Genomic DNA, 24,321 nt, shown 5'->3' on the forward strand with positions numbered 1-24,321 from the left:
GCCCCTTTAGGGGTTTGGGGTGGTCATTCTAGCAAACCATAGTTGGTTTGATTTGTTTGAAGAAATCGTTTCCTTTGTCGTCTACCAGAATAAATGCAGGGAAATTTTCCACTTCAATTTTCCAGATAGCTTCCATGCCTAATTCGGGATATTCAAGGCATTCCACTTTTTTGATATTTTGTTGAGCTAAAATAGCTGCCGGACCACCGATGGAACCTAAGTAGAATCCGCCGTATTTCTTACAAGCATCTGTTACCTGCTGTGTGCGGTTTCCTTTGGCAATCATGATTAAGCTACCGCCGTTTTCCTGAAATAAATCCACGTACGAATCCATACGACCGGCGGTGGTAGGACCAAACGAACCGGAAGGCATTCCTTTAGGCGTTTTAGCAGGACCTGCATAGTAAATCGGATGGTCTTTCACGTATTGAGGAAGCGGTTTGCCTGCATCAATCAATTCTTTCAGCTTGGCGTGTGCAATATCACGACCCACCACGATAGTTCCGTTCAATGAAAGGCGTGTTGCAACAGGATATTTAGACAAAGTAGCCAAAATCTCTTTCATTGGCAGGTTCAAATCTATTTTTACAGCATTTCCTTCGCCTTCGTTACGCAATTCTTCAGGAATCAAAGCTCCCGGATTATCTTCCATGCGTTCAACCCAAACACCGTCTTTGTTGATTTTACCTTTGATGTTACGGTCGGCAGAGCACGAAACAGCCATACCTACAAAGCAGGAAGCACCGTGGCGCGACAAGCGAACGATACGCACATCGTGAGCAAAATACTTACCTCCAAACTGAGCGCCGAAGCCCGAAGCTTGTGCTTGTTTCAGAACTTTTTGCTCCATTTCCACGTCGCGGAAAGCTTGTCCAAGCTCGTTTCCTTCAGTTGGAAGTTCGTCGTAATATTTAGTCGAAGCCAGTTTTACGGTTTTCATACAAGCATCGGCCGAAGTTCCGCCAATAACGAAAGCAATGTGGTAAGGAGGACAAGCCGCAGTACCCAGCGTTTTCATTTTTTCGGTCAGGAATTTTTCCAACGAAGCCGGGTTAAGCAATGCTTTGGTTTCCTGGAAAAGGTATGATTTATTGGCCGAGCCACCACCTTTGGCAATAAACAAGAATTTGTATTCGTTTCCATGTCCGGCTACAAGGTCAATTTGAGCAGGCAGGTTGGTGCCGGTGTTCACTTCGTCGTACATGTTGAGCGCTGCGTTTTGCGAGTAACGCAGGTTTTCTTCGGTATATGTTTCGTAGATACCTTTCGAAAGGGCTTCTTCGTCTGTACCGTTGGTCCAAACATTGCTTCCTTTTTTAGCATAAACGGTAGCAGTTCCTGTGTCCTGACAGAAAGGAAGGATGCCTTTAGCAGCAATCTCAGCATTGCGAAGCATGGTCAACGCCACGTACTTGTCGTTTTCGCTGGCTTCGGGATCAGCAAGGATAGCAGCCACTTGTTTTTGATGTTCGGGGCGCAGCAGGAATGAGCAGTCGCGCATGGCAGCACGAGCCAACATGGTCAATGCTTCCGGTTCTACTTTCAGGATTTCCTGTCCTTCAAATTCAGATACCGAAACATGGTCTTTGGTAAGTAAATAGTATTCGGTTTTTTCTTTTCCCAGTGGAAATGGTTCCTGGTACTTAAATTCTTTTGCCATTTTTCTATTATTTTAATCAGTTAAGTAAATGATAATTATTATTGATATATTTTTTGTCACATAGTTCACACTCGTTTTAAATAGAAAATGTAAGACTAAGAACACATAGCATTATCCCGAATACGGGATAATTTCAGACTGAGCAAAAGTATCGTCAGATACTTTTACTATGTGACCTAAGTCTTTTTTACAAATATTTCTATGTGTACTATTGTGATATAATGTATTATTATATATTGGAAACTACTTATAATTGACGATTGAAAAGTGTTGCAAAATTACGGAAATTTTTCTGTAATCAATACTTGCAGGAACAAACTTTATCCCCAAAACAGCTTTCGTTATATTTTAATTTTATGCACATCGTCAACCCCCATTAGTAAAGGATTATATGGCTATTTTGGTCTAATCAACTCATACTAAGATCAAATTTTGAATAACAAATCAAACAAAATATTTTTTAATTTAAAAATAAACATATATATTTGCCCCCTGCTGGCGCGGATTTGTAATCCCAAGACAGAAGAAAGAAAGCAATCAATTGAGTTGGCACGGGTCTGCGACCCGTGCCAGCGGGGGTTATGCCTCATGCAAAAAAAACGAAAAAACGAACAATTATGAACAGAATATTGATGACATTAACTTTTAGTTTATTCCTCTTGAATTTATGTTTGGGACAAATTCCAAAGGAAGCATTTCCATTGACAGATTCTCTTAGTGACTTATGGCATAATGGAGAAACAGAAAAAGCAATTGAATCCTCTTTGGAATTATATCGTTTGTATCCACCGATGTTTATTGAGAGTATCCATAATACGCTTGCCCAACAACTACAAAATGACCCCAAATTATATGGACAAAAATATTTGGAGCAATTACGACTAAAGAAAAATGATGAAATCAGCAATATCATTTCTCCAATTTATTTATGGAGTAAGTCAATAAATGAAAAAAATGAAAATGATTTAAAAGAGATTTTGAAAGAACTAAATAGCATTTTAAAAGACAGCTCTAATTATAAATCTGAAACCGAAAGATACTGCCTTTTAATTTTACAAGAACTGGATAAGAAAAACGCCATTGATGCTAAAAACAAAGAAATAATCTTACACAAAAATATAAACAATTTGGAAGCATATCCTTATGTCAATAAAGTTATTGTTGGCAGGTCAGAAGGGGTAAAAAGAGCATGGCACAGATATTTATTGGCATATAGTTATAACTATCTGTATACAGTTAAACCCAATGTTGCAGAATACTTAAAAAAAGCTTCTGATTACAGCCCCGACCAAAACGACAGACAATATAAACATGCATATTTTTATGACGCTGCTCTTTTGACAGGTAATACAAGAGAGTTCGGTTTTCAAACAAAATATCAAAAGTATTTGGTTGAGAATAATCTCAATTCTGAGGCATTAGATTTATTGAGCGACATAGCTTTTGGCAACCCCTCAGATTACAACATAAAAACATTACGGGAATTTTATGAAAAATTAAAATACAACAGATTATTTACTGACTATTGGGCTAATTATATTCATAAAAAGGGCAAACCAGTTCCAAAACTAAAAATACGATTTGAAAAAGAAGAATTAGACTTAACTAAGGAACCTGGTAAATGGATTTATATTGATGTTTGGGGAACTTGGTGTAGTCCATGTGTAAAAGAATTGCCCGAATTACAATCCTTTTTTGTTGAGAATAATAAAAGTAGTAATTCAAGATTAGAGGTTTGCACATTTTCGTTTAGTTCTCAAAACTTGTCGGAATTTATGACTAAAAATAAATATACATTTCCAGTTAGCGAGATTGACAAACGAACTAATGATTTATTTGAGGTCTCTGGATATCCAACAAAAATATTGATTTCACCACAAGGCAACTTCATAAAGATACCTTTTGGAGTTGACTGGAAAATATATATTAAAAATTACACAATGATGTAAAAATAACTGGTGGTAATACCCTGCTGGCGTGGATCTGTAATCCGTGCCAAGACAGAAGAAAGAAAGCAATCAATTGAGTTGACACGGGTCACAGACCCGCGCCAGCGGGGGGGGGGCGTTGGTTGCAATTTTAGAAACCGTCATAACAAATTGATAATGATTGATAAAATAAAATACTGGATTCAAAAACAAAAAGAAAAACGATTTTGGAATAATCCAGATAAATGGTTAGTTGCTGTGATTCTTGATGATAATAATGAACAAGTCTATGGCAAAGTAAAAAATGGATTGGCAATTTTAGAGAGAATTCCTAAACCTGAAACTGGATATTTTTATCTTGATATTGTTAAAGTTGTTGGGCCAATTGGGAAACAGGCTTTTAGAGATGAGGAAATTGAGGTGTTTAAAGCTATTGAGATTTATAAAAGTTCAAATATTCCTACATTTACATTTAAAGCAATACTTCCTAAGCCAAATGATTATTTTAGATTATTAGATTGGTTTAAACAGTATGATAAAAAAGTAGAATTTCCTTGGTCTCCAAAAGATTATAATTTAGAATGGAGAAAAGGATATTGTACAGCGGACAATTTAGAACAAGCAACAAAAATATTACTCGATTTTGTACAACTTGATAGGTCCAGAGATGTAAAAGAGGTAAATAATTGGGACTATTATTTAAAAGAATAATAAAAACTGCAACCAACATGGTGTCATACACCCCGCTGGCGCACATTTAGCTTCGCTGACCGTTGGTTCTTGACAAGCTAAGCGGCAGAGCCGAGTGGTAATGTGTGCCTTGCTTTGGAAAAGCAATCCTATTATTTTGCTTCACTGGTAACCGGAGCTAAAAGTAAACCTGCGGATGAGACGAAATAGATAAGAAAAATGAGGCTGTCTAATAAGTGCTTTTTTTGAACGCAAATTACGCAAATGGCACAAATTTTCGCAAATTTCATTTTTATAGATGTCACTATATCAGTAATCTGTGTCTTACGTCGATTTGCGGTTTTTGCGTAATTTGCGTTCCATTTTTCTTTTGAGACATCCTCATTAAAGTCGTAGGAACTAATAACAATACCCCTTTATTTTTTGAAAAAAGTGATAGTTTCGTTTTTCACAGCATCATCGTATATTTCATTTTCAAATTTTGAAATAAAATCTGCTTTCTGCTTATTGAGTAAGATGTTTGATATTCTTTTTCTGGCCATATCATAGGGTTCAACCTGACCGGAAAGACGATAAGAGAGAATGCGCAAAAAATAATGCTGAGTACTATCCTGGGTTTCTACAAACTTATTCGCAGAAAGGAAGTGAGCTGCATCTTCTATTTTAAGGGGTATTTTTTTCAATACTTCGGAAAGAGGCAACCATTTATCGCCAAAGTAATCATAGCTGATAGCATTCCGAATGCTGTATTTTTCTATACTTTCGAGTGACTTAGTATTAGCCGATTGCACCCAGCCACGTACATTGGCCATTTTCTGGGCATTTTTAGGTACAACCAACAACAGACCTTTCAGTGTATTTTCAGTCAGAAGCAACTGCTGCCCGTATTCGTTGTAAAACGCTTTCAAATCTTCCTCGGCAGGTTCTTTCGGTAGCCGCTGTTCTATCATTCTCTGCTGATATTGATGAATAGTCAGCGATTTTCGGTAATTCTCTACGAGCTCATCTATCTCAGCCTTGTTCGTGATATTACGTTTTGCATTTTCGTACATCAAAACGTCGGTTGCCCATTTGCGAACATAACTCTGTGCAATTTCAGCACTGTCCGTGTCGTTCACATTGGGAGGAATCACCTGCTCAATTTCATCTGCATACAAAAATTTCCCTTCTACCTCAAGATATGGTTTTCTGGCTACATCGGGGGTTTTTGACTTGCAAGACACAAAAACAATGAGGCTCAATATAAATAAAGAGAGAAGGGTAGTTTTTTTCATAAAAGAAGTGCTAATTTATAGCGGTAATTTAATGACAAAGCGCAAAAACAAAAGCCAAAGTTAGGCCTTTTATTTTTGCGCTCTGAGATAATTAGTTTTTCTTAACCGTTTTCAAAACATTTTGGTCAACTACCACTTCATATTTTTCCCGAAGAGCTTTTATCCATGCTTTATCAAGATATTCCTGATAGTCGGCAGTCACTAGTCCACGCACATCCGAGAAATCTTCCGGCTTTGTTTTAAGCAACTTACCACTAACATAAAAGTAGGGATATTCGGCAGTTGGAATGTATTTATCGTTGGATTTGAATATCTGGTCATCTACAACCTTGTTCTCACCCTGTACAAAAAGTCCCTTTTCTATTTTTGCTCGCTGTATAGGTTCGTTCAGGCGTGCTCTCAGGAATTTTTCTATCGAATCTTTGGGCGATTTCTTTATGATCTGTTTGGCTTCTGATAGCGTTTCTTTGTCTTTGCAAAGAACAACATAGCCTTTAAAATGTGGCTTTTCCCATTTGTAATCCGCCTTATGACTGTTGAAATACTTTGTCAGCCCCTTTGTATCGCGCGAAGCTTTATCCCAAACCTCCCTGTTGCTCACTTCGAAAAGCAATATACCATCGTGATACTCTTGCATGAGAAGTCGGAAATCTTCATACTTATTTTCCAGTTGACTATCTTCGTAGTCAAGTAATTCCTGATCCACATACTCATCCAATTTTTCGTCAATAATCTCTTTCGGTGAACTTTTCTCTGATACCGGATTTTCTTTCAGGAATTTTGCAAAATCGACTTGAGAGTAGTTTTTAGATGCAAAACTAAATATTGGTTTATTCAGCTTTGTTGCTTCAACAATGAAAGTTGAATCAGTCAGTTTCTTTGAAGCCGCCAATTTATAAAATTCATTCAGACTGGCGGGAATTAGTTTATAATTATACTCGTTGCGCAGTTTTGCCAGAAAAACCTGTTGCCCGCTCTTTGACCGATCATCACGTTTTACCTTTCGTTCCAGGTCTGCTTTCAATTCGTCGAACGAAGCGATCCCTTTTTTATCGAGCAACTTCAATATATGCCATCCGCCATTTGTTTGGATTGGTTTTGAAATTTCGCCAACATTTTTCAGGGCAAATGCTGCTTTTTCAAACTCGGGAACCATGCGCCCTGAGCCAAACCATGGAAGTTCTCCGTTCTTCGATGACGTTGTTTTATCCTGAGAATACTTTCTGGCTAATGCTCCAAAATCCTCGCCTGCAATCAGGCGGCGATAAAGCGAGTCAATCGTTGTTTTAGCTCTTTTATTGAGGAAATCATCGCCCTTGTTGGTAAGAATCATTATATGCGACACCAGAACATCGCCCAGGGTTTTACGGCGGGCATGTACTTTCACAATATGGTAACCAAAGGCTGTACGGATTGGCTTCGAATATGAACCAACAGGGGTATTATAAGCTGCGGACTCGAAGGGATAAACTGTTCGGAAAACTGAGATCCAACCTAAACGACCGCTGTTTTTTTCGGCGGATTCATCCTGAGATATTTCTTTTGCCACCCTGGAAAAATTTTCATGCTCCAACCTTCTCCAGATCGTATTTATTTCGTTCCAGGCTTTGAGCGTATCGGCTGGTAATGCATTTTGAGGTATCCGAATCAGAATATGGCTTACATCTACGTCCTCTTTGGAGCGTTCGTAAGCCTCACGCAGTAAAATTTCATCGACCTTCGGATCAGTCAGATAGGGTCTGGTAAGTTGTGAGCGATAGCCGGATAATTCGGAGATAAATGCTTCGGTGGTATCTATCCCCTGCTTTTTCGCTTCTTCAACCTTCAGTTTGAAATTAATAAACAATTCGACATATTCATCGAGAGTTTTCTTATCTAATGAATTATTGGTATTGTTTTTATTGTATATATATTCAAATTCCGATTTCGATACAGGTTTCCCGTTGATAGTCATTAAAACGGGGTCAGAAGTTTGAGCAAAAGAACCAACTGATAAGGCCCAAAAAGTCAAAAAAGCAATTACAGATGATTTCATAAATGTTTGGGATATTGATAAAACCCGATAAAATAAAAAAACTTTACAATCAACAATAATCAAAGCGCTTGAATAGAAACGAACGCTTTTGATTATTGTTGTGTTTAGTCTTTTACTCAGTAACCTCGCAAAGTTATCATTTTATATCTAAACTAAAAATCAATTCTGTAGATTATTCAGCATTATTTTAAATAAAATAAGAATTATCTAGTTGTTTTCGCGACTATAATTTGGTGCTTCACTGGTAATTGTTACGTCATGTGGGTGGCTTTCTGCAACACCGGCATTGGTAATACGAGTAAACTTAGCATTGTGTAACTCCTTGATTGTGTGTGCTCCACAATATCCCATTCCGGCACGTAAACCACCAATCATCTGATAAATTACTTCGAACAATGCTCCTTTAAATGCTACACGAGCAGAAATTCCTTCGGGAACCAATTTCTTAATATCGTCTTCCATATCCTGGAAATAACGATCTTTCGAACCCTTATCCATGGCTTCGAGGGAACCCATTCCACGGTAAGATTTAAACTTACGACCATTAAAAATAATTGTTTCACCCGGTGATTCTTCTACTCCGGCAAAAAGTGAACCGGCCATAATGGTGTTGGCACCTGCTGCAAGAGCTTTTACAATATCGCCTGAATAACGAATACCACCATCAGCTATCACAGGAACACCTGTTCCGGCCAAAGCCTTAGAAACTTCGTAGATAGCAGAAAGTTGAGGTACACCTACTCCGGCAATAACACGGGTAGTACAAATAGAACCAGGACCTATCCCTACTTTTACGGCATCTGCACCTGCTTCAACCAAAGCTAAGGCAGCTTCACCGGTAGCAATATTACCTACCACTACATCAATTTCGGTATATTTAGCTTTTACCTCTTTCAACATTTTCACCACCGACAATGAATGCCCGTGAGCAGTATCTATAACAATAGCATCAACTCCCGCATGTACCAATGCATCTACTCGATCCATTGTATCATGCGTTACACCAACACCGGCTGCCACACGCAAACGACCCTGAGCATCTTTACAAGCACGGGGTTTATCTTTGGCTTTGGTAATATCTTTGTAGGTAAGCAATCCGACCAATTTGTTGTTTTCATCAACAACCGGAAGTTTCTCTATCTTAAACTGTTGAAGAATATCGGCAGCAGCTTCCAAATCTGTAGAACGGGTAGTTGTAATGAGGTTCTCTTTGGTCATTATAGCATCTACCTCTTTGTCCATATCACGCTGGAAACGTAAATCGCGATTGGTAACAATACCAACCAAATATCCCTGCTCATCCACTACAGGTATACCCCCGATTTTATATTCGGCCATCAAAGCCAACGCATCGCCCACAGTTGCTCCTTTACGAATTGTTACCGGATTAGAAATCATACCGTTTTCGGCACGTTTTACTATTTCAACCTGTTTGGCTTGTTCGGCAATGGTCATGTTTTTGTGAATCACACCTATACCTCCCTCACGAGCTATAGAAATAGCCATCTTGCATTCTGTAACCGTATCCATGGCAGCAGAAACAATCGGAATTTTTAATTCTATTCGGCGTGAAAACTGAGTGGTAAGATCGACGTTGCGGGGTAAAACATCGGAATAGGCGGGAACAAGTAATACGTCGTCAAACGTCAAACCTTCAATTTGAACTCTTTCGGCAATAAATGACATAGTGTTTATTTTTTATCGTTTCTTATTTTCAGAGGATGTACCAAAAGAAACAGTATCGAAATTAAAAAAGACTATAATTTCTAACTAGTTAGGTCAATCTCATCTATGAAAATTATTGCGTGCAAATTTACATCTTTTTTGCGACTGGGGAAATAGCAAGAACACAAAAAACTTTAATTGATTGAATTTCGGGATGTTTTATTTGGGAGAGTGCTGAAAACAGTCTGATATAAAGAAAGATATAACCTTCTACTCTTGTATTCTCTGAACAGAATTTATCTCTTTTATTTTAATAATATTCCGACAGAGATTATTGATGTCCTCCGTATCATGCACATAAATATAAAATCTTCCGACAAAAATACCAGCATCGGTTTCTATATTCATCTTATTGATATTCACTCCATATCCATCAGAAATAACCTTCAGAATCTGGATCAACACGCCTTTTTTGTCAATCCCTTTAATTTCGAGTATCTCTACAAACGAAAGTACCTTGTGCGTTGCCCATTCGGCTGAAACTATCCGCTCACCATAACTGCTCTTGAGCTTAGCAGCTACGGGGCATTGCCGTTTGTGTACAATTATTTTTTCGGAGTCATCCACATATCCTAATACATCATCTCCCGGAATGGGATGACAACAATCTGCCAGCGTGTAGGTCTTTCCGGCATTCTCTTCGGTAAGCTTAAATGGTTTTTTCTTGTCAATCTTACTGTCAATGGGTACAGTCTGCGCTTGTTTATTGTCGGAGGAGCTGACAAAAGGCATTTTGAGATATTTCACAAAAACATTCTGAGTCTTTGGTTTAAATATCACCTTGCTAATGTCGTCCAGATTCAATATTCCTTTGCCCGCCTGCAAATATAACTCACCCCGTTGCGTGATGTTGTAATAGTTCAGAATACGAACGATGTTTTCATTTTCGAGCCCAAGGTTAACTGATTTCAGAATCTCTTCTATTCTTTTTTGCCCTTCAACAACAAATGCTTTTTCTTCTTTCTTGAAAAGTGCTTTTAATCTGGCTTTAGCCTTAGCAGTGGTTACATAATCCAACCACTCAGGCTGTGGAGTTTGCTTTTTGGAAGTAAGAATTTCTACCTGATCGCCACTATTAAGCTTGTAGCTAAGTGGAACCAGCTTGTGATTTACCTTTGCTCCGATACAATGATTTCCGAGCTCGGAGTGAACGGAGTATGCAAAATCAAGCGCTGTAGCTCCCTGCGCGATGGTTTTAATATCACCCTTGGGGGTAAATACAAAAATTTCGGAAGCAAAAAGATTTAGCTTGAAAGTATCCATAAAGTCGATCGCATTCGGCTCCGGATGCTCCAACAATTCTTTAATTGTTTTCAGCCATTTATCCAATTCGGACTCATCAGACTCTCCCGATTTGTATTTCCAGTGTGCAGCCAGACCTTTTTCCGCAATATCATTCATCCTTTCACTCCGAATCTGGACTTCCACCCATCTACCATGTGGTCCCATCACCGTTACGTGCAATGCTTCGTATCCATTGGCTTTCGGCGTACTTACCCAGTCGCGGATACGTTCGGGGTGAGGTTTGTAAATGGCTGTTATGGCTGAGTATAACATCCAGCACTGCTCCTTCTCTGTCAACTCTCCATGTGGCTTGAAAACAATACGTTCGGCCAAAATATCGTAGACTTCTTCAAAAGGAATATTGCGGGTGGACATTTTCCGCCAAATAGAATAAACAGACTTTAAACGAGCCCGAAGTTTAAACTCGTAGCCCATCTCCGTAAGCTTCTTATTTATCGGTTCTGAAAATTCTTTGTAAAATTCGTTGCGGGATTCCTCATCTACAGCCAGTTTATCTTCTATTTCTTTAAAAGCATCGGGATGTTCAAACTTAAAGCTGAGATTTTCGAGTTCTGTTTTTATGCGGAAAAGTCCTAATCGGTGAGCAAGGGGAGCGTAGATATATTGTGTTTCGCCAGCAATTTTGTATTGCTTGGCTAAAGGCATGGAACCGAGTGTTCGCATGTTATGAAGTCTGTCCGAAAGTTTTATAAGAATCACCCGAATGTCGTCGGACATAGTAATGAGCAGCTTCCTGAAGTTTTCCGCTTGCTCCGATGCTTTTTCTGCAAAAACACCACCCGATATTTTGGTCAGACCATCAACAATTTGAGCTATTTTGGCTCCGAAAAGATTTTCAATATCTTCGACCGTGTAATCGGTATCTTCAACCACATCGTGAAGCAAGGCAGAGCAGATGGAGGTTGAACCCAGACCAATTTCGCGTACCACAATGCGCGCGACAGCCAAAGGGTGCATAATATAAGGCTCTCCGGAACGACGTTTGATACCTTTATGAGCCGCCTTCGCAAAATTGAACGCCTTGGTAATCAGCTCAACTTTTTGACGGTGACTGGTCTTACTATAGTCTACGAGCAATGCATCAAATTCCTGCTGAATGAGCTCATCATCGGTTAGCGGTTCAAGTTCGGTTTGCGACATACAGTTTTAGTTATCAATTATCAATCAACAGTTTTAATCAACATTCAAAATCAAATCTTTTCTTACAAATGGCTTAGATAACTATTGAATAGTAATGCAAAGATATAAAAAAAATCAAATCTACAGGCATTTAAGCTCCGGCGATTACTATTTAATAGTAGGGAATCCGGCTTGCATCCAATCTTTAAAACCACTATTCAATTCGTAAATTACAAAGCCCAAATCTGCAATTTTTGACGCTGCCATTTTGCTCCTGTTTCCACTCCGGCAATACAATGCAAGCGGTTTTTTCTTGCTCAGTTTTTTTATATTTTCGGCAAAATCAGGCTTATTTACATCAATATTTACTGCACCGGCAATATGACCTGCAGCAAATTCTTCGGCTGTGCGTACATCTATCAATTGAACAGATTTAGCGTCCACAAGTTTTTTAAATTCCGCAGTTGGCAATGACTTTAGCTGCGATGGATTGGATTGAGAGAATGCCGAAAAAGCCATTAAGAGGCTCAACGCCAACATTAAACACTTTGATTTCATGTGTAAATAATTATTTTCTAGAAAATTATTGACTAAGATTTATACTACCCGTACGTCCAATTAATAACCCGGCAATAACAAGCTTACATCATTCGATGCTATACCGTAATAGCTTCCTATCAGTCGATTGACCAATACACCTTCGAAGATATAGGCTCCATGACGAAAACCGGCACTTTCTGAAATAGCCGATTTCACACAACCGGAATGAGCAATTTTCAGCAGTATAGGGGCAAAAATATTGCTCAACGCCATAGACGAAGTGCGTGCTACGCGAGCCGAAATATTGGGAACACAATAATGAATAACTCCGTGTTTCTCAAAAATCGGATTTTGCAGTGTGCGACATTCCGATGTTTCAAAACAACCACCCTGATCTACACTCATATCAATCAATATCGCACCGGTTTTCATGGTTTTGACCAAATCTTCCGAAACCATAAAACGATCGGATCCATTGATGTACCTCAGGTTACCTATCACCGCATCGGCCGAAGCAAGGGCTTTAATCAGCACATTGGGGTGGATAACAGAGGTAAAAACCTGCTGTCCGAGATAATGCTGTATTTTGCGCAGCTTATTAATATCATGATCAAAGATTTTGACCAATGCACCTAGAGCTAAAGCAGTTCGGGCGGCTACCGATCCGGCAATTCCGGCACCCAGAATAACAACTTCTGTAGGCGAAATTCCGGCGACTCCACCGAGCAACAATCCTTTTCCTCCCCGTTCGTTACTCATCAGTTCGGCAGCAACAGCAATCGCTGTATTTCCTTCAATTTCGGAAATGGAGCTTACCACGGGGAACGTTTTTTGCTCATCCTTTATCAACTCAAAAGCAATGGCATTCATCTTTTTCTTCATCATCAACTTAATACAGTCGGTTGATAAATTGGACAATTGCAACATCGATAATATAGAAGAACGTTCGTGCATCAAATTAAGTTCTTCGATGGTTGGCGGAGCTATTTTAAGTACTATATCGGCAGCAAACACCTCCGAAGCATCGTCGACCATAAACGCTCCGGCTTCGCTGTACTGTAAATCGGAATATGACATGGGGACACCGGCACCTCGCTGAACGTAAACGCTATGACCTTCTTCAGTAACAATAGCTACTCCTTCGGGCGTAAGCGCCAAACGAGTTTCTACATCAGCATTTTCTTTCGGAATTCCAATCGATAGACGCGGTTGACGGGCAATTTCGCGCAACAAACACTCTTCGGGGAAAAGTGAACGCTTTTCTTTCGGATCTCGTTTCATAACCATGTAAATATTTTAGAGTTAGACTACAAAACTAAGCACTATTCTCGGAATAAGCAAATAATAAAATGGTTATTCGTTGTTAGTCATGCTTATTTTCGCTTATTTGTTTCCTTGTTTATAAACAAGAAACTTGCTGCATCGTTCTTTAATATATCATCCTTAGTTTTCAAATACTACAGACTTTTGAACTCATTACTGAAAATTCTTACCTTTGCACTCAATTATGGAAAATAAAAAACTTGGAGGGCATATAGCTCTTTTCTCGGCCAATGTTATTTTTGGTATCAACAATCCTATTTCCAGAGCGCTGATGCCGGAAATACTCAGTCCGTTTACGCTTACATTCTTTCGGTTATTTGGTGGAATGTTACTATTCTGGAGCGTATCGTTATTTACCAGAAAGGAGCGTGTTGCGCCGAAAGACATTTTATTGTTATTCTGTGCTTCATTTTTTGGGTTGACATTGAACCAGCTTCCATTCTTTGTTGGTTTATCCATGACTTCGCCCATCGATGCGTCCATTGTTGTCACCATGCTGCCCATTCTGACTATGATACTGGCAGCCATCATCATTAAAGAACCTATCACACTGATGAAGGCCGTGGGGGTTGTGGTTGGTGCTTCGGGAGCCTTATTGTTGGTTTTCAGCAGTCAGACGAAGCACACCGGAAATGGAAATTTCTGGGGTGATTTAATCGTTTTTTCAGCCACTTTTTCGTTTGCTATCTACCTCACAGTTTTCAAAAATCTGATATCAAGATATTCGCCTGTCACCATTATGAAATGGATGTTTTTGTTCGCCACCATTGTTTGTACGCCTTTTTGTTACAAGCCATTGATGCAAACCGACTTTACATTGCTGAGTGCCAACACCTACTGGCGCATAGGATATATGGTCGTTTTTGCCACTTTTCTGGGTTATCTGCTGGTGCCTATCGGACAAAAAGTGCTTCGCCCCACCACACTGAGCATGTATAATTACGTTCAACCCATAGTGGCTTCGATGCTTGCGGTGGCTATAGGTATGGATACTTTCGGGTACGAAAAAGCCCTGTCGGGAGTGTTGGTTTTTGCCGGAGTGTATATCGTTACGCAAAGCAAATCGAGAGCGCAAATGGAAGCTGAAAGACTCGCGAAAAGAAAATAGAGGGACACTTGCCCCGGTTAGAATAGAATCCGCTTTCATGCAGGCAGGTTCTATTTTTTTTGAACAGATTTCAATTTTTCACCTAACCGGAGCGCGACTTAAAGTTGCACTCCGGCTATACTCAAATAAGGTTTTTAATGGTACTGCGAGCCATTTAAAAACCTTATTCTTTTTTCTGCCCCACTCACCGAAAAATAGTTTAGTAAAAAAGCCTGTGCGTTAATTGTTTTTTAGTATGTTTGTGGCAGAAAATTAATGACACTTCTAACGGAAAAATATGGGCAAGGGGATTAGGCGTATTTGGAGTTATAGGTAAGCCAAAAAATGAAAAGACTTGCATAAGTAAAATTAGGACTGAAAAAAATAGAGCATATAAAATGATTGAAAAACTGAACATAGAAGCTTTTGAACTTATTGACTTAGTAACGTATAAGCCAAATGAGATTCCAATGGAACGCCCTGAATTGTCTGGTTCAATAAAGGAGAGAGGTTTTGTTGATTTGTCAGATAAGCTTGTCGGATATGGTATCGAAAGAACAACTGATCACATTGGAAATACTATTTCAATTTTCATTCATAAAGAAAATGGTAGTTATGGCTTTAATGAATTTGACTTCCATAAATTTGGGACTCTTGTTGAAAACTTGAATTCATTAGAAAGTTTCAACAAAAAAGCTTCATTAAGCTTTATTGAAGCAGAGACTCTTAAATGGGTAATCAATGTTTACAATAGCAAAAAAGCAGAATCTTCATTATATGATTGTTTAATGTCTTCCATTGATTTGCAAGTCAAGCCATATACTTTTTATTTTCCTATTTTAAATCTTGAGATTGAAACTTCTTTCAAAATAGGGAATGTTGAATTTACATTCTTCACAAAAGAGTACTTTGATACTCTTTACAAATCACTAAAAGAGAAAAATAAAACACTTACAGAAAAAACCTTTAGTAATATCTATCGTAAAGACTTTCAAGGTAAAGTTTTAGCCAAAGTAACAGTAACAGGAGAAAGAAACAAAGCAGAAGAAATCGCAAAGGATGTAGCCGAAATTTCAGTAGACGTATTGAAGTTATTTAGCGAAACTGCTATTGCTGTAGCAGAAAAAAAGACGATGTTCGATTTAAACCATAAATTGAGTTATCAACTAGAGTCTAATTATTTGACTCATAATCAAGACAAAGAAGATAGTTTATCAATCAATAGTAAATACAATAATTATCCTTTTACATTTACAGAAAAACATTATAATAGTGCTAAACAATTAGGTCTAAAAACATTCTCTGATTTTATTTCAAAGAGACAAGATTGTGAACTAAATGATATTATTATTCAATCAATTCATTTGTTTGGTTTTGCAATCTCAAATTGGGATTTGAATCTTAGATGCGTAAATCTAATAACGATATTAGAAAGTATCTTTCTTAAAGACGATGATGAATGGAAAATGGAAGAAAAAACGAAGAAAAGACTTGCAAACTTGCTATCTAATCAACAACAAGAAAAAGAAAGAATAAAGATTATTTTTAGCAACATTTATCAAGTTAGGCACAAAATGATTCACAAAGCTAAACGATTAAATATCGACTTTAAAGAGTTATCTGAAGCGCAAAGAATTATTGTAACTGCATTCATTCGCTTGATTCAGTTTAACCTTGAATTTGGATATAAAGACAAGTTGGCTCTAATCGAAAAATTGGAAGAAACAAAAACTGATAACTAACAAAAACCAATAAACCCACTAGTGCGTTTCTGTGAACCGTGGCAAGACAACAAAAAGAAAAAATGGTCATTTATTGAAAGATGAAGTTGCACTCCTGCTATTCAGCAAAGAGAATAAAAAGCCCAAATTTTTCGATAATTCTACAAAGTCTTCCGCTTTAGCCATACCTGGTAGGAATTAATAATATTCTGCCAAAGTACGTAAGCTCCGGGGCCGATAGATGCTATCGGATTCAGATACATTTGCGCCATCCAGATGGCAAGTATTGTGTTTTTTTGCCCCAATCCCTGTCCTCCGGCCACTGTATCGTCATATCGCTTTCCTATCATTCGGCCTACAAGAAACTGCGAAGCACAAATTATAAAAGCACCAATAGCAATAAGTATTTCTATTGAATAATTTGCGCTGTTCTGCTTTACAATAAATTCTACAGTCCTGCCCGTAACAATGCCTAGCGCCAACGACCAGAGATAAAAAGACAAACCTGAAAATGATCCTATCCTTGCAGCTACTTGCGGATTCGTTCTTTGCAATAACAATGACAGTGCAAACGGAAGAAACAATAGAACAAAAATCGGTCGTAAAATAGTTATGAAAGAATCAAGAAAAGGCAGACTATTATAACTTCCTATCAGCGAAAATATAACCGGTGCTATGAGAGCTACAGATAAATTACTTATTAAACTGTAAGCCGTCAGACTGGCTACATTCCCCTTAAGCATGCCTGTGATTACCGGGGCAGAGGTAGCAGTTGGCGCCAATAAGCAAATCATTACTCCCTGAGCCAGTATAGCATTAAAAGGACGTAATATCAAATAAACCGCAATACTCCCCAATATTTGAATCAGTATCAGCCAGAGATGCAAAGGGGTAACCCTGATATTATCAAATTTCAACTTGCAATAGGTAAGAAAGAGCATGATGAAGATGAGGTATGGTGTCAGAAACGACAACATAGTGAAGAATTGGTAGAAAACAGCACCCACCGTAATGGCGGTAGGCATCATATAGGGTTTTAATCTTTTCAACATCAGCTCATTTTTTCTACCTACAAAAGTACAAAGATTATTTGTCATAAATAATCTCTGATAGTGATTCTTTATCTGCTCCCCATACTCAAATCATCACTGTAGCCCTACAGCGAAAATAAAAACGCGGCAATCTAAATGGAGTATATTCAAATCATTTAGATGACAAATAAGGTTTTGTTTGGTAGCAATAGTTGATTCTACTAAGGTTTGACCTTATTTCTTTCAATAATATTGCCTTAGTAGAGAATGAGAAAATAAAATTCAAAACCTTATTCCTTTGTTTTTAATGACATAGTGACAAAATATATAGATTCTTATATCGAACTCACGTAAATCAGATCGTATATATTGCCAGTATTTGATTTAGGGGCACAAAAAAAAGCCTCACACAATTTCTTGTATGAGGCTTTAAAAACGGCGGCTATCTACTCTCCCACTTTGCAGCAGTACCATCGACGTGGACAGGCTTAACTTCTCTGTTCGGAATGGGAAGAGGTGGAACCCTGTCGCTATAACCACCTAAATACGGTTTATTTAGTTGACAGATTATTGGTTAATTAGTTGGTTAGTTATGATTGGTATTAAACCAATTACTTATTACACTTAATTACTCAATTAACTTGTTATAATAGATAATTGAAAAAGAAGAGAGAAAAATACGCAAAGAGCGGGTTTGTTTCCTTTATCTCTACCTTTATTATTCCCCTTTAGGGGTTAGGGGTAGATTAGGGGTTCTAAAAAAGCTATCGGGCAATTAGTATCACTCGGCTCTACATTTCTGTTATACACCTGTGACCTATCAACGTGGTAGTCTTCCACGACCCTCAATGGAAATCTAATCTTGAAGATGGCTTCGTGCTTAGATGCTTTCAGCACTTATCCAAACCGAACGTAGCTACTGGGCAGTGCTCCTGGCGGAACAACCCATCGACCAGAGGTTCGTCCAACACGGTCCTCTCGTACTAGTGTCAGACCTTCGCAAATTTCCTGCGCCCACAACAGATAGGGACCGAACTGTCTCACGACGTTCTGAACCCAGCTCGCGTGCCACTTTAATGGGCGAACAGCCCAACCCTTGGGACCTTCTCCAGCCCCAGGATGTGACGAGCCGACATCGAGGTGCCAAACCATTCCGTCGATATGAGCTCTTGGGAATGATCAGCCTGTTATCCCCGGAGTACCTTTTATCCTTTGAGCGATGGCCCTTCCATACGGAACCACCGGATCACTATGCCCTAGTTTCCTACCTGATCGACTTGTCGGTCTCTCAGTCAAGCGCGCTTATACCATTATACTCTACGACCGGTTACCAATCGGCCTGAGCGCACCTTTGGAAGCCTCCGTTACACTTTTGGAGGCGACCACCCCAGTCAAACTACCCACCATACAGTGTCCTCCCTACAAGGGAGTTAGAACTCAAATAATCAAAGGGCCGTATTTCAAGGGTGACTCCACAAACACTAGCGTGCCCGCTTCGCAGTCTCCGGCCTATCCTACACATTAATTACCCAAATTCAATGTAAAGTTGCAGTAAAGGTTCACGGGGTCTTTCCGTCCCGTTGCGGGTAATCGGCATCTTCACCGATACTACAATTTCACCGAGCTCACAGCTGAGACAGTGCCCAGATCGTTACACCATTCGTGCAGGTCGGAACTTACCCGACAAGGAATTTCGCTACCTTAGGACCGTTATAGTTACGGCCGCCGTTTACTGGGGCTTCAATTCAATGCGTCTCTTGCGATAACATCTCCTCTTAACCTTCCAGCACCGGGCAGGTGTCAGGCCATATACTTCATCTTTCGATTTTGCATAGCCCTATGTTTTTGTTAAACAGTCGCCTGGGCCATTTCTCTGCGGCTTCTCATTCAACATGAGGAAGCGCCCCTTCTCCCGAAGTTACGGGGCTATTTTGCCTAGTTCCTTAGCTGTGAATCACTCGAGCGCCTTAGTACGCTATACTTGACCACGTGTGTCCGTTTGTGGTACGAGTACTTATAAGATTAACGTTTAGCGGATTTTCTTGGGAGTCTGATTACATCCATATCCGATTGCACAAGTGCGCTCGGTACTATCAGGTTCGACTCTAGGAGCGGATTTGCCTACCCCCGTCAATATCTACACCCTTTAACGACCTATTCCGTCAGGCCGCAGGACTTTCACTGCTCCGTCCCCACTTCACTCTTATAAGTAGTACTGGAATATTAACCAGTTCTTCCATCGGCTTCGCCTATCGGCTATACCTTAGGCCCCGACTAACCCTGATCCGATTAGCGTTGATCAGGAAACCTTAGTCTTCCGGCGGGGAGGTTTCTCGCCTCCCTTATCGTTACTTATTCCTACATTTGCTTTTCCAGCCGCTCCAGAGTAAGTTGTCCTTACGCCTTCAACGCTGTACTGGAATGCTCCCCTACCAATTATACAATGTATAATTCCATAGCTTCGGTAATATGCTTATGCCCGATTATTATCCACGCCAAACCGCTCGACTAGTGAGCTGTTACGCACTCTTTGAATGAATGGCTGCTTCCAAGCCAACATCCTAGCTGTCACTGCAGTTCGACTTCGTTAATTCAACTTAGCATATATTTGGGGACCTTAGCTGATGGTCTGGATTCTTTTCCTCTCGGACATGGACCTTAGCACCCATGCCCTCACTGCTGCAAAACATTTATATGCATTCGGAGTTTATCAGGACTTGATAGGCGGTGAAGCCCTCGCATCCAATCAGTCGCTCTACCTCATATAAACTATTGCAACGCTGCACCTAAATGCATTTCGGGGAGTACGAGCTATCTCCAAGTTTGATTAGCCTTTCACCCCTACCCACAAGTCATCCGAACACTTTTCAACGTATACCGGTTCAGTCCTCCATTTCGTGTTACCGAAACTTCAACTTGCTCATGGGTAGATCACTTGGTTTCGCGTCTACTCCCACTGACTATGGCGCCCTGTTAAGACTCGCTTTCGCTTCGGCTGCGTACCTGAAATACTTAACCTTGCCAGTGAAAGTAACTCGTAGGATCATTATGCAAAAGGCACGCTGTCACACCACGAAGGTGCTCCAACCGCTTGTAAGCGAACGGTTTCAGGATCTATTTCACTCTTCTATTCGAAGTACTTTTCACCTTTCCCTCACGGTACTGGTTCACTATCGGTCTCTGGGGAGTATTTAGCCTTACCGGATGGTCCCGGCAAATTCATACAGGATTTCTCGTGTCCCGCACTACTCAGGATACTGCTATCAAAATAAAACTTTACCTGTACGGGATTATCACCCTCTATGATCGATCTTTCCAAATCGTTCCAGTTCGTTTTTATTCCAAATATCGCAGTCCTATAACCCCAACAATGCATTACTACATCATTGGTTTGGGCTTCTCCGCGTTCGCTCGCCACTACTTGCGGAATCACTTTTGTTTTCTTCTCCTAAGGGTACTTAGATGTTTCAGTTCCCCTCGTTCGCCTCCCGCATAGCGGGATAACATAGCTTCACTATGTTGGGTTGCCCCATTCGGAAATCTCGGGATCATAGGTTATTTGCACCACCCCCGAGCTTATCGCAGCTTATCACGTCCTTCATCGCCTCCCAGAGCCAAGGCATCCACCGTTCGCTCTTATTTGCTTTTTTTATTTCTTGTTTGCTCGTATCCATAGTTATCAGACGCATTTACATGCGTCTCTACAAATACTCAATGCTTAACTTTAGATTACTCTATCGCAAAGCATTGCTTTACTACTTTTTCTCTCTTTCTTTCAATATATCAAAGATCGCTATTGAATGAATAATTAATAATTGATAATTAATAATTATTTTGTCTCACGACAATTATTCATTTAATGTGTTGATTGTTAGTGGTTCAATACTAATAATCTGTATTACTTTTTTGCTATTCTTCGAAAAAAACAACCCGCTGGTCGATTTTTGTGGAGAATATCGGGCTCGAACCGATGACCCCCTGCGTGCAAGGCAGGTGCTCTAAGCCAACTGAGCTAATCCCCCGAGTATTTTCAGTTATCAGGGAACACTTATCAGTTATCAGTTCTTCAACTGTTCACTGTTCACTGCTCACTGTGAACTGTTGTTGTAGTCCCAGGCAGAGTTGAACTGCCGACCTCTACATTATCAGTGTAGCGCTCTAACCAACTGAGCTATAGGACTGAATTTCAGTTATCAGTCATCAGCTTTCAGTTATCAACTTCTCTTGTGTAACTACCGTTTTCAGTTATCAGTCATCAGGTATCAGTTATCAGCATTCTCTGTAACTTGCATTACCGCTGACTGTTCACTGTTTACTGTTCACTGCTGACTGTATTTATATCATAAACAACATAATGTAGTACTCAAAAAGTTTGCACTTTCCTTGTATACCACTTTTCTACTAAGTTTCGATAACATCGCTCCAGAAAGGAGGTGTTCCAGCCGCACCTTCCGGTACGGCTACCTTGTTACGACTTAGCCCCAGTTACTAGTTTTACCCTAGGACGCTCCTTGCGGTTACGTACTTCAGGTCCCCCCAGCTTCCATGGCTTGACGGGCGGTGTGTACAAGGCCCGGGAACGTATTCACCGCGCCATGGCTGATGCGCGATTACTAGCGAATCCAGCTTCACGGAGTCGAGTTGCAGACTCCGATCCGAACTGAGAGAGGCTTTAAGAGATTAGCATCTTGTCACCAAGTAGCAACCCTCTGTACCCCCCATTGTAACACGTGTGTCGCCCCGGACGTAAGGGCCGTGCTGATTTGACGTCATCCCCACCTTCCTCACACCTTACGGTGGCAGTCTCAATAGAGTCCTCAGCTTAACCTGTTAGTAACTATCAATAGGGGTTGCGCTCGTTATGGCACTTAAGCCGACACCTCACGGCACGAGCTGACGACAACCATGCAGCACCTACACATCTGCTATTGCTAGAAGACCTGTTTCCAAGTCGGTCAGATGCATTTCAAGCCCGGGTAAGGTTCCTCGCGTATCATCGAATTAAACCACATGTTCCTCCGCTTGTGCGGGCCCCCGTCAATTCCTTTGAGTTTCATTCTTGCGAACGTACTCCCCAGGTGGAATACTTAACGCTTTCGCTTTGCCACATACAGTATATCGCATACAGCTAGTATTCATCGTTTACTGCGTGGACTACCAGGGTATCTAATCCTGTTTGATCCCCACGCTTTCGTGCCTCAGCGTCAGTTGTATCCCAGTAAGCTGCCTTCGCAATTGGTGTTCTGTGTTATATCTAAGCATTTCACCGCTACACAACACATTCCGCCTACCTCATTTACACTCAAGACCCTCAGTTTCAATGGCAATTTTACGGTTGAGCCGCAAACTTTCACCACTGACTTAAGGGTCCGCCTACGCACCCTTTAAACCCAATAAATCCGGATAACGCTCGGATCCTCCGTATTACCGCGGCTGCTGGCACGGAGTTAGCCGATCCTTATTCGTAAAGTACATACAATAGAGTACACGTACTCTTTTTTATTCCCTTACAAAAGAAGTTTACAATCCATAGAACCTTCTTCCTTCACGCGACTTGGCTGGTTCAGGCTCTCGCCCATTGACCAATATTCCTCACTGCTGCCTCCCGTAGGAGTCTGGTCCGTGTCTCAGTACCAGTGTGGGGGACCTTCCTCTCAGAACCCCTAATGATCGTTGCCTTGGTGAGCCGTTACCTCACCAACTAGCTAATCATACGCATGCCCATCTGTAAGCCATAAATGTTTAACCACTAAACCATGCAGTTCAGTGGTATTATGCGGTATTAGTCCGAATTTCTCCGGGTTATTCCCCTCTTACAGGTAGGTTGCATACGTGTTACTCACCCGTGCGCCGGTCGCCACCAAAGTATTGCTACCTTTATGCTGCCCCTCGACTTGCATGTGTTAGGCCTGTCGCTAGCGTTCATCCTGAGCCAGGATCAAACTCTTCGTTGTATCTTTTTTTATTTGCTCGGATGCTATCTATTCCTAAATTTATTGTAGAAAATTGACGTGGTATAAAAAATCTTTGTATCCTTTGACAGATACTCCCATTTATAAAAAATGTTCCCTTTCCTTATACTACATTATTTGTTGTTCATGTATTCTCAAAGATCGATGCTTGATACCCCTAACCCCTAAAGGGGAATTTGGAAGTTGCACTTCGCAGTGCAGTTGTTTATCAAGACTTCTAATGTTACTACAAAATAGCTCCCTATTTTATAACTTGTTTTGCTTTCGTTCTACCCTCAAATTTTGTGAGACAAACGGGCTGCAAAGATACTGCTTTTTCTCAATATACCAAACTTTATTAGAAAAGTTTTGATTTTTATTTTCAAGAAAATTTGTCGGGAAAACTTAATTTTATCCAACTTAACTGTTTTTTAATCAGTCAGTTATTAAACCATTTTTAAACCCAAAGCTTCTCTCTCAAAGCGGCTGCAAAGGTAATGCTTATTTTTAAACTACCAAACTTTTTGAGAAAAATAATTTCTTTATTTATTTGACACCTCTTTTCATTACCTAACTACCGTGCTTCTCTCTCAAAGCGGGTGCAAAAGTAGTCACTTTATACATACAATCCAAATCATTTTACCTTTTATTTCTGCTGTAAAACATACTAATCACCTTAAACGCCTGATAAAAAACTCGTTCCTGTCGCAAAATAATTTATTGTTTTCTCAAAATTGTTTCAAGCATTACTCTAAAACCGCTCCGGAATACCGAAAACAAGTACTGATGCGATATGAAAACTACCGACAGCTACCCTTAAATGGGCAGTTTGATAGCATTACATCGGCCTATTTCTTTTGGATTTTAGAAGAAAAGATGAAGATCGGAATCCTGAAAGTCCAAAAAACATTGATCCCAACATCAAAGTTTTT

The 24,321-nt window shown here is 40.0% G+C and carries 12 protein-coding genes, 2 tRNA genes and 3 rRNA genes; 4 read left to right on the forward strand and 13 right to left on the reverse strand.

The annotated features are described in order from the left end of the window. Positions 1-28: 28 nt before the first annotated feature. Entirely contained in the window at positions 29-1,660 is a 1,632-nt protein-coding gene (locus tag PALPR_RS09400; RefSeq protein ID WP_013445387.1) for a fumarate hydratase, read from the reverse strand. A gap of 617 nt (positions 1,661-2,277) precedes the next feature. On the opposite strand from PALPR_RS09400, the gene PALPR_RS09405 reads away from it, so the two are divergent. Then, positions 2,278-3,609 carry a TlpA family protein disulfide reductase gene (locus tag PALPR_RS09405; RefSeq protein ID WP_013445388.1) on the forward strand — a complete coding sequence of 444 codons (1,332 nt, stop codon included), beginning with the start codon at positions 2,278-2,280 and terminating at the stop codon, positions 3,607-3,609. Between the two features lie 156 nt (positions 3,610-3,765). Beyond that, entirely contained in the window at positions 3,766-4,299 is a 534-nt protein-coding gene (locus PALPR_RS09410) for a hypothetical protein (RefSeq protein WP_041620360.1), read from the forward strand. Between the two features lie 395 nt (positions 4,300-4,694). On the opposite strand, the gene PALPR_RS09415 is transcribed toward PALPR_RS09410, so the two are convergent. The 6 genes from PALPR_RS09415 to PALPR_RS09440 form a co-directional block, all read right to left on the reverse strand. Then, positions 4,695-5,552 carry a peptidylprolyl isomerase gene (locus PALPR_RS09415; protein ID WP_013445390.1) on the reverse strand — a complete coding sequence of 286 codons (858 nt, stop codon included), beginning with the start codon at positions 5,550-5,552 and terminating at the stop codon, positions 4,695-4,697. A gap of 91 nt (positions 5,553-5,643) precedes the next feature. Continuing rightward, entirely contained in the window at positions 5,644-7,587 is a 1,944-nt protein-coding gene (locus tag PALPR_RS09420; protein WP_013445391.1) for a foldase protein PrsA, read from the reverse strand. Positions 7,588-7,794: 207 nt separating this feature from the next. Next, positions 7,795-9,273: an IMP dehydrogenase gene (guaB, locus tag PALPR_RS09425; RefSeq protein ID WP_013445392.1), complete on the reverse strand. Its 1,479-nt coding sequence runs from the start codon at positions 9,271-9,273 to the stop codon at positions 7,795-7,797. 249 nt (positions 9,274-9,522) lie between these two features. Continuing rightward, on the reverse strand, positions 9,523-11,757 hold the full coding sequence (locus tag PALPR_RS09430; RefSeq protein ID WP_013445393.1) for a RelA/SpoT family protein: 2,235 nt from the start codon (positions 11,755-11,757) through the stop codon (positions 9,523-9,525). Positions 11,758-11,904: 147 nt separating this feature from the next. Then, positions 11,905-12,294 (reverse strand): rhodanese-like domain-containing protein, encoded by a 390-nt coding sequence (locus PALPR_RS09435; protein WP_013445394.1) that lies wholly within the window; start codon positions 12,292-12,294, stop codon positions 11,905-11,907. 60 nt (positions 12,295-12,354) lie between these two features. Beyond that, entirely contained in the window at positions 12,355-13,557 is a 1,203-nt protein-coding gene (locus tag PALPR_RS09440) for an alanine dehydrogenase (RefSeq protein ID WP_148226457.1), read from the reverse strand. A gap of 226 nt (positions 13,558-13,783) precedes the next feature. On the opposite strand from PALPR_RS09440, the gene PALPR_RS09445 reads away from it, so the two are divergent. Both PALPR_RS09445 and PALPR_RS09450 read left to right on the forward strand, forming a co-directional pair. Beyond that, a complete protein-coding gene (locus PALPR_RS09445) occupies positions 13,784-14,707 on the forward strand; it encodes a DMT family transporter (RefSeq protein WP_013445396.1) in 924 nt (307 codons plus the stop codon). Positions 14,708-14,946: 239 nt separating this feature from the next. Next, the gene (locus PALPR_RS09450) at positions 14,947-16,428 is read left to right on the forward strand and encodes a HEPN domain-containing protein (RefSeq protein ID WP_041620361.1); all 1,482 of its coding nucleotides are present in this window, start codon (positions 14,947-14,949) and stop codon (positions 16,426-16,428) included. 140 nt (positions 16,429-16,568) lie between these two features. Here PALPR_RS09450 and PALPR_RS09455 read toward each other — a convergent pair whose 3' ends face one another. The 6 genes from PALPR_RS09455 to PALPR_RS09480 all read right to left on the reverse strand — a co-directional run bounded on the left by PALPR_RS09455 (position 16,569) and on the right by PALPR_RS09480 (position 23,392). Beyond that, positions 16,569-17,459, reverse strand: coding sequence for a bile acid:sodium symporter family protein (locus PALPR_RS09455; RefSeq protein WP_013445398.1), 891 nt, complete (start codon positions 17,457-17,459; stop codon positions 16,569-16,571). A 412-nt stretch (positions 17,460-17,871) separates the two neighbouring features. Beyond that, a 5S ribosomal RNA gene (gene rrf, locus PALPR_RS09460) occupies positions 17,872-17,982 on the reverse strand. A 211-nt stretch (positions 17,983-18,193) separates the two neighbouring features. Further along, positions 18,194-21,088: ribosomal RNA gene (locus PALPR_RS09465) — 23S ribosomal RNA — on the reverse strand. Positions 21,089-21,385: 297 nt separating this feature from the next. After that, positions 21,386-21,460: transfer RNA gene (locus PALPR_RS09470), tRNA-Ala, on the reverse strand. Between the two features lie 85 nt (positions 21,461-21,545). Beyond that, a tRNA-Ile gene (locus PALPR_RS09475) sits at positions 21,546-21,619 on the reverse strand. 245 nt (positions 21,620-21,864) lie between these two features. After that, positions 21,865-23,392 (reverse strand): 16S ribosomal RNA (locus PALPR_RS09480). Together the 16S, 23S and 5S rRNA genes with 2 tRNA genes alongside form the textbook arrangement of a ribosomal RNA operon. Positions 23,393-24,321 lie beyond the last annotated feature (929 nt).

The sequence above is a fragment of the Paludibacter propionicigenes WB4 genome, from assembly GCF_000183135.1.
GTDB classification, from domain to species: domain Bacteria; phylum Bacteroidota; class Bacteroidia; order Bacteroidales; family Paludibacteraceae; genus Paludibacter; species Paludibacter propionicigenes.

Excerpts from the sequence above, each read along its gene's own strand:
- guaB (WP_013445392.1), bottom strand. The coding sequence starts at position 9,273 with ATGTCATTTATTGCCGAAAGAGTTCAAATTGAAGGTTTGACGTTTGAC.
- PALPR_RS09410 (WP_041620360.1), top strand. The coding sequence starts at position 3,766 with ATGATTGATAAAATAAAATACTGGATTCAAAAACAAAAAGAAAAACGA.
- PALPR_RS09420 (WP_013445391.1), bottom strand. The coding sequence starts at position 7,587 with ATGAAATCATCTGTAATTGCTTTTTTGACTTTTTGGGCCTTATCAGTT.
- PALPR_RS09435 (WP_013445394.1), bottom strand. The coding sequence starts at position 12,294 with ATGAAATCAAAGTGTTTAATGTTGGCGTTGAGCCTCTTAATGGCTTTT.
- PALPR_RS09405 (WP_013445388.1), top strand. The coding sequence starts at position 2,278 with ATGAACAGAATATTGATGACATTAACTTTTAGTTTATTCCTCTTGAAT.
- PALPR_RS09430 (WP_013445393.1), bottom strand. The coding sequence starts at position 11,757 with ATGTCGCAAACCGAACTTGAACCGCTAACCGATGATGAGCTCATTCAG.
- PALPR_RS09445 (WP_013445396.1), top strand. The coding sequence starts at position 13,784 with ATGGAAAATAAAAAACTTGGAGGGCATATAGCTCTTTTCTCGGCCAAT.
- PALPR_RS09400 (WP_013445387.1), bottom strand. The coding sequence starts at position 1,660 with ATGGCAAAAGAATTTAAGTACCAGGAACCATTTCCACTGGGAAAAGAA.
- PALPR_RS09415 (WP_013445390.1), bottom strand. The coding sequence starts at position 5,552 with ATGAAAAAAACTACCCTTCTCTCTTTATTTATATTGAGCCTCATTGTT.
- PALPR_RS09455 (WP_013445398.1), bottom strand. The coding sequence starts at position 17,459 with ATGTTGAAAAGATTAAAACCCTATATGATGCCTACCGCCATTACGGTG.
- PALPR_RS09440 (WP_148226457.1), bottom strand. The coding sequence starts at position 13,557 with ATGAAACGAGATCCGAAAGAAAAGCGTTCACTTTTCCCCGAAGAGTGT.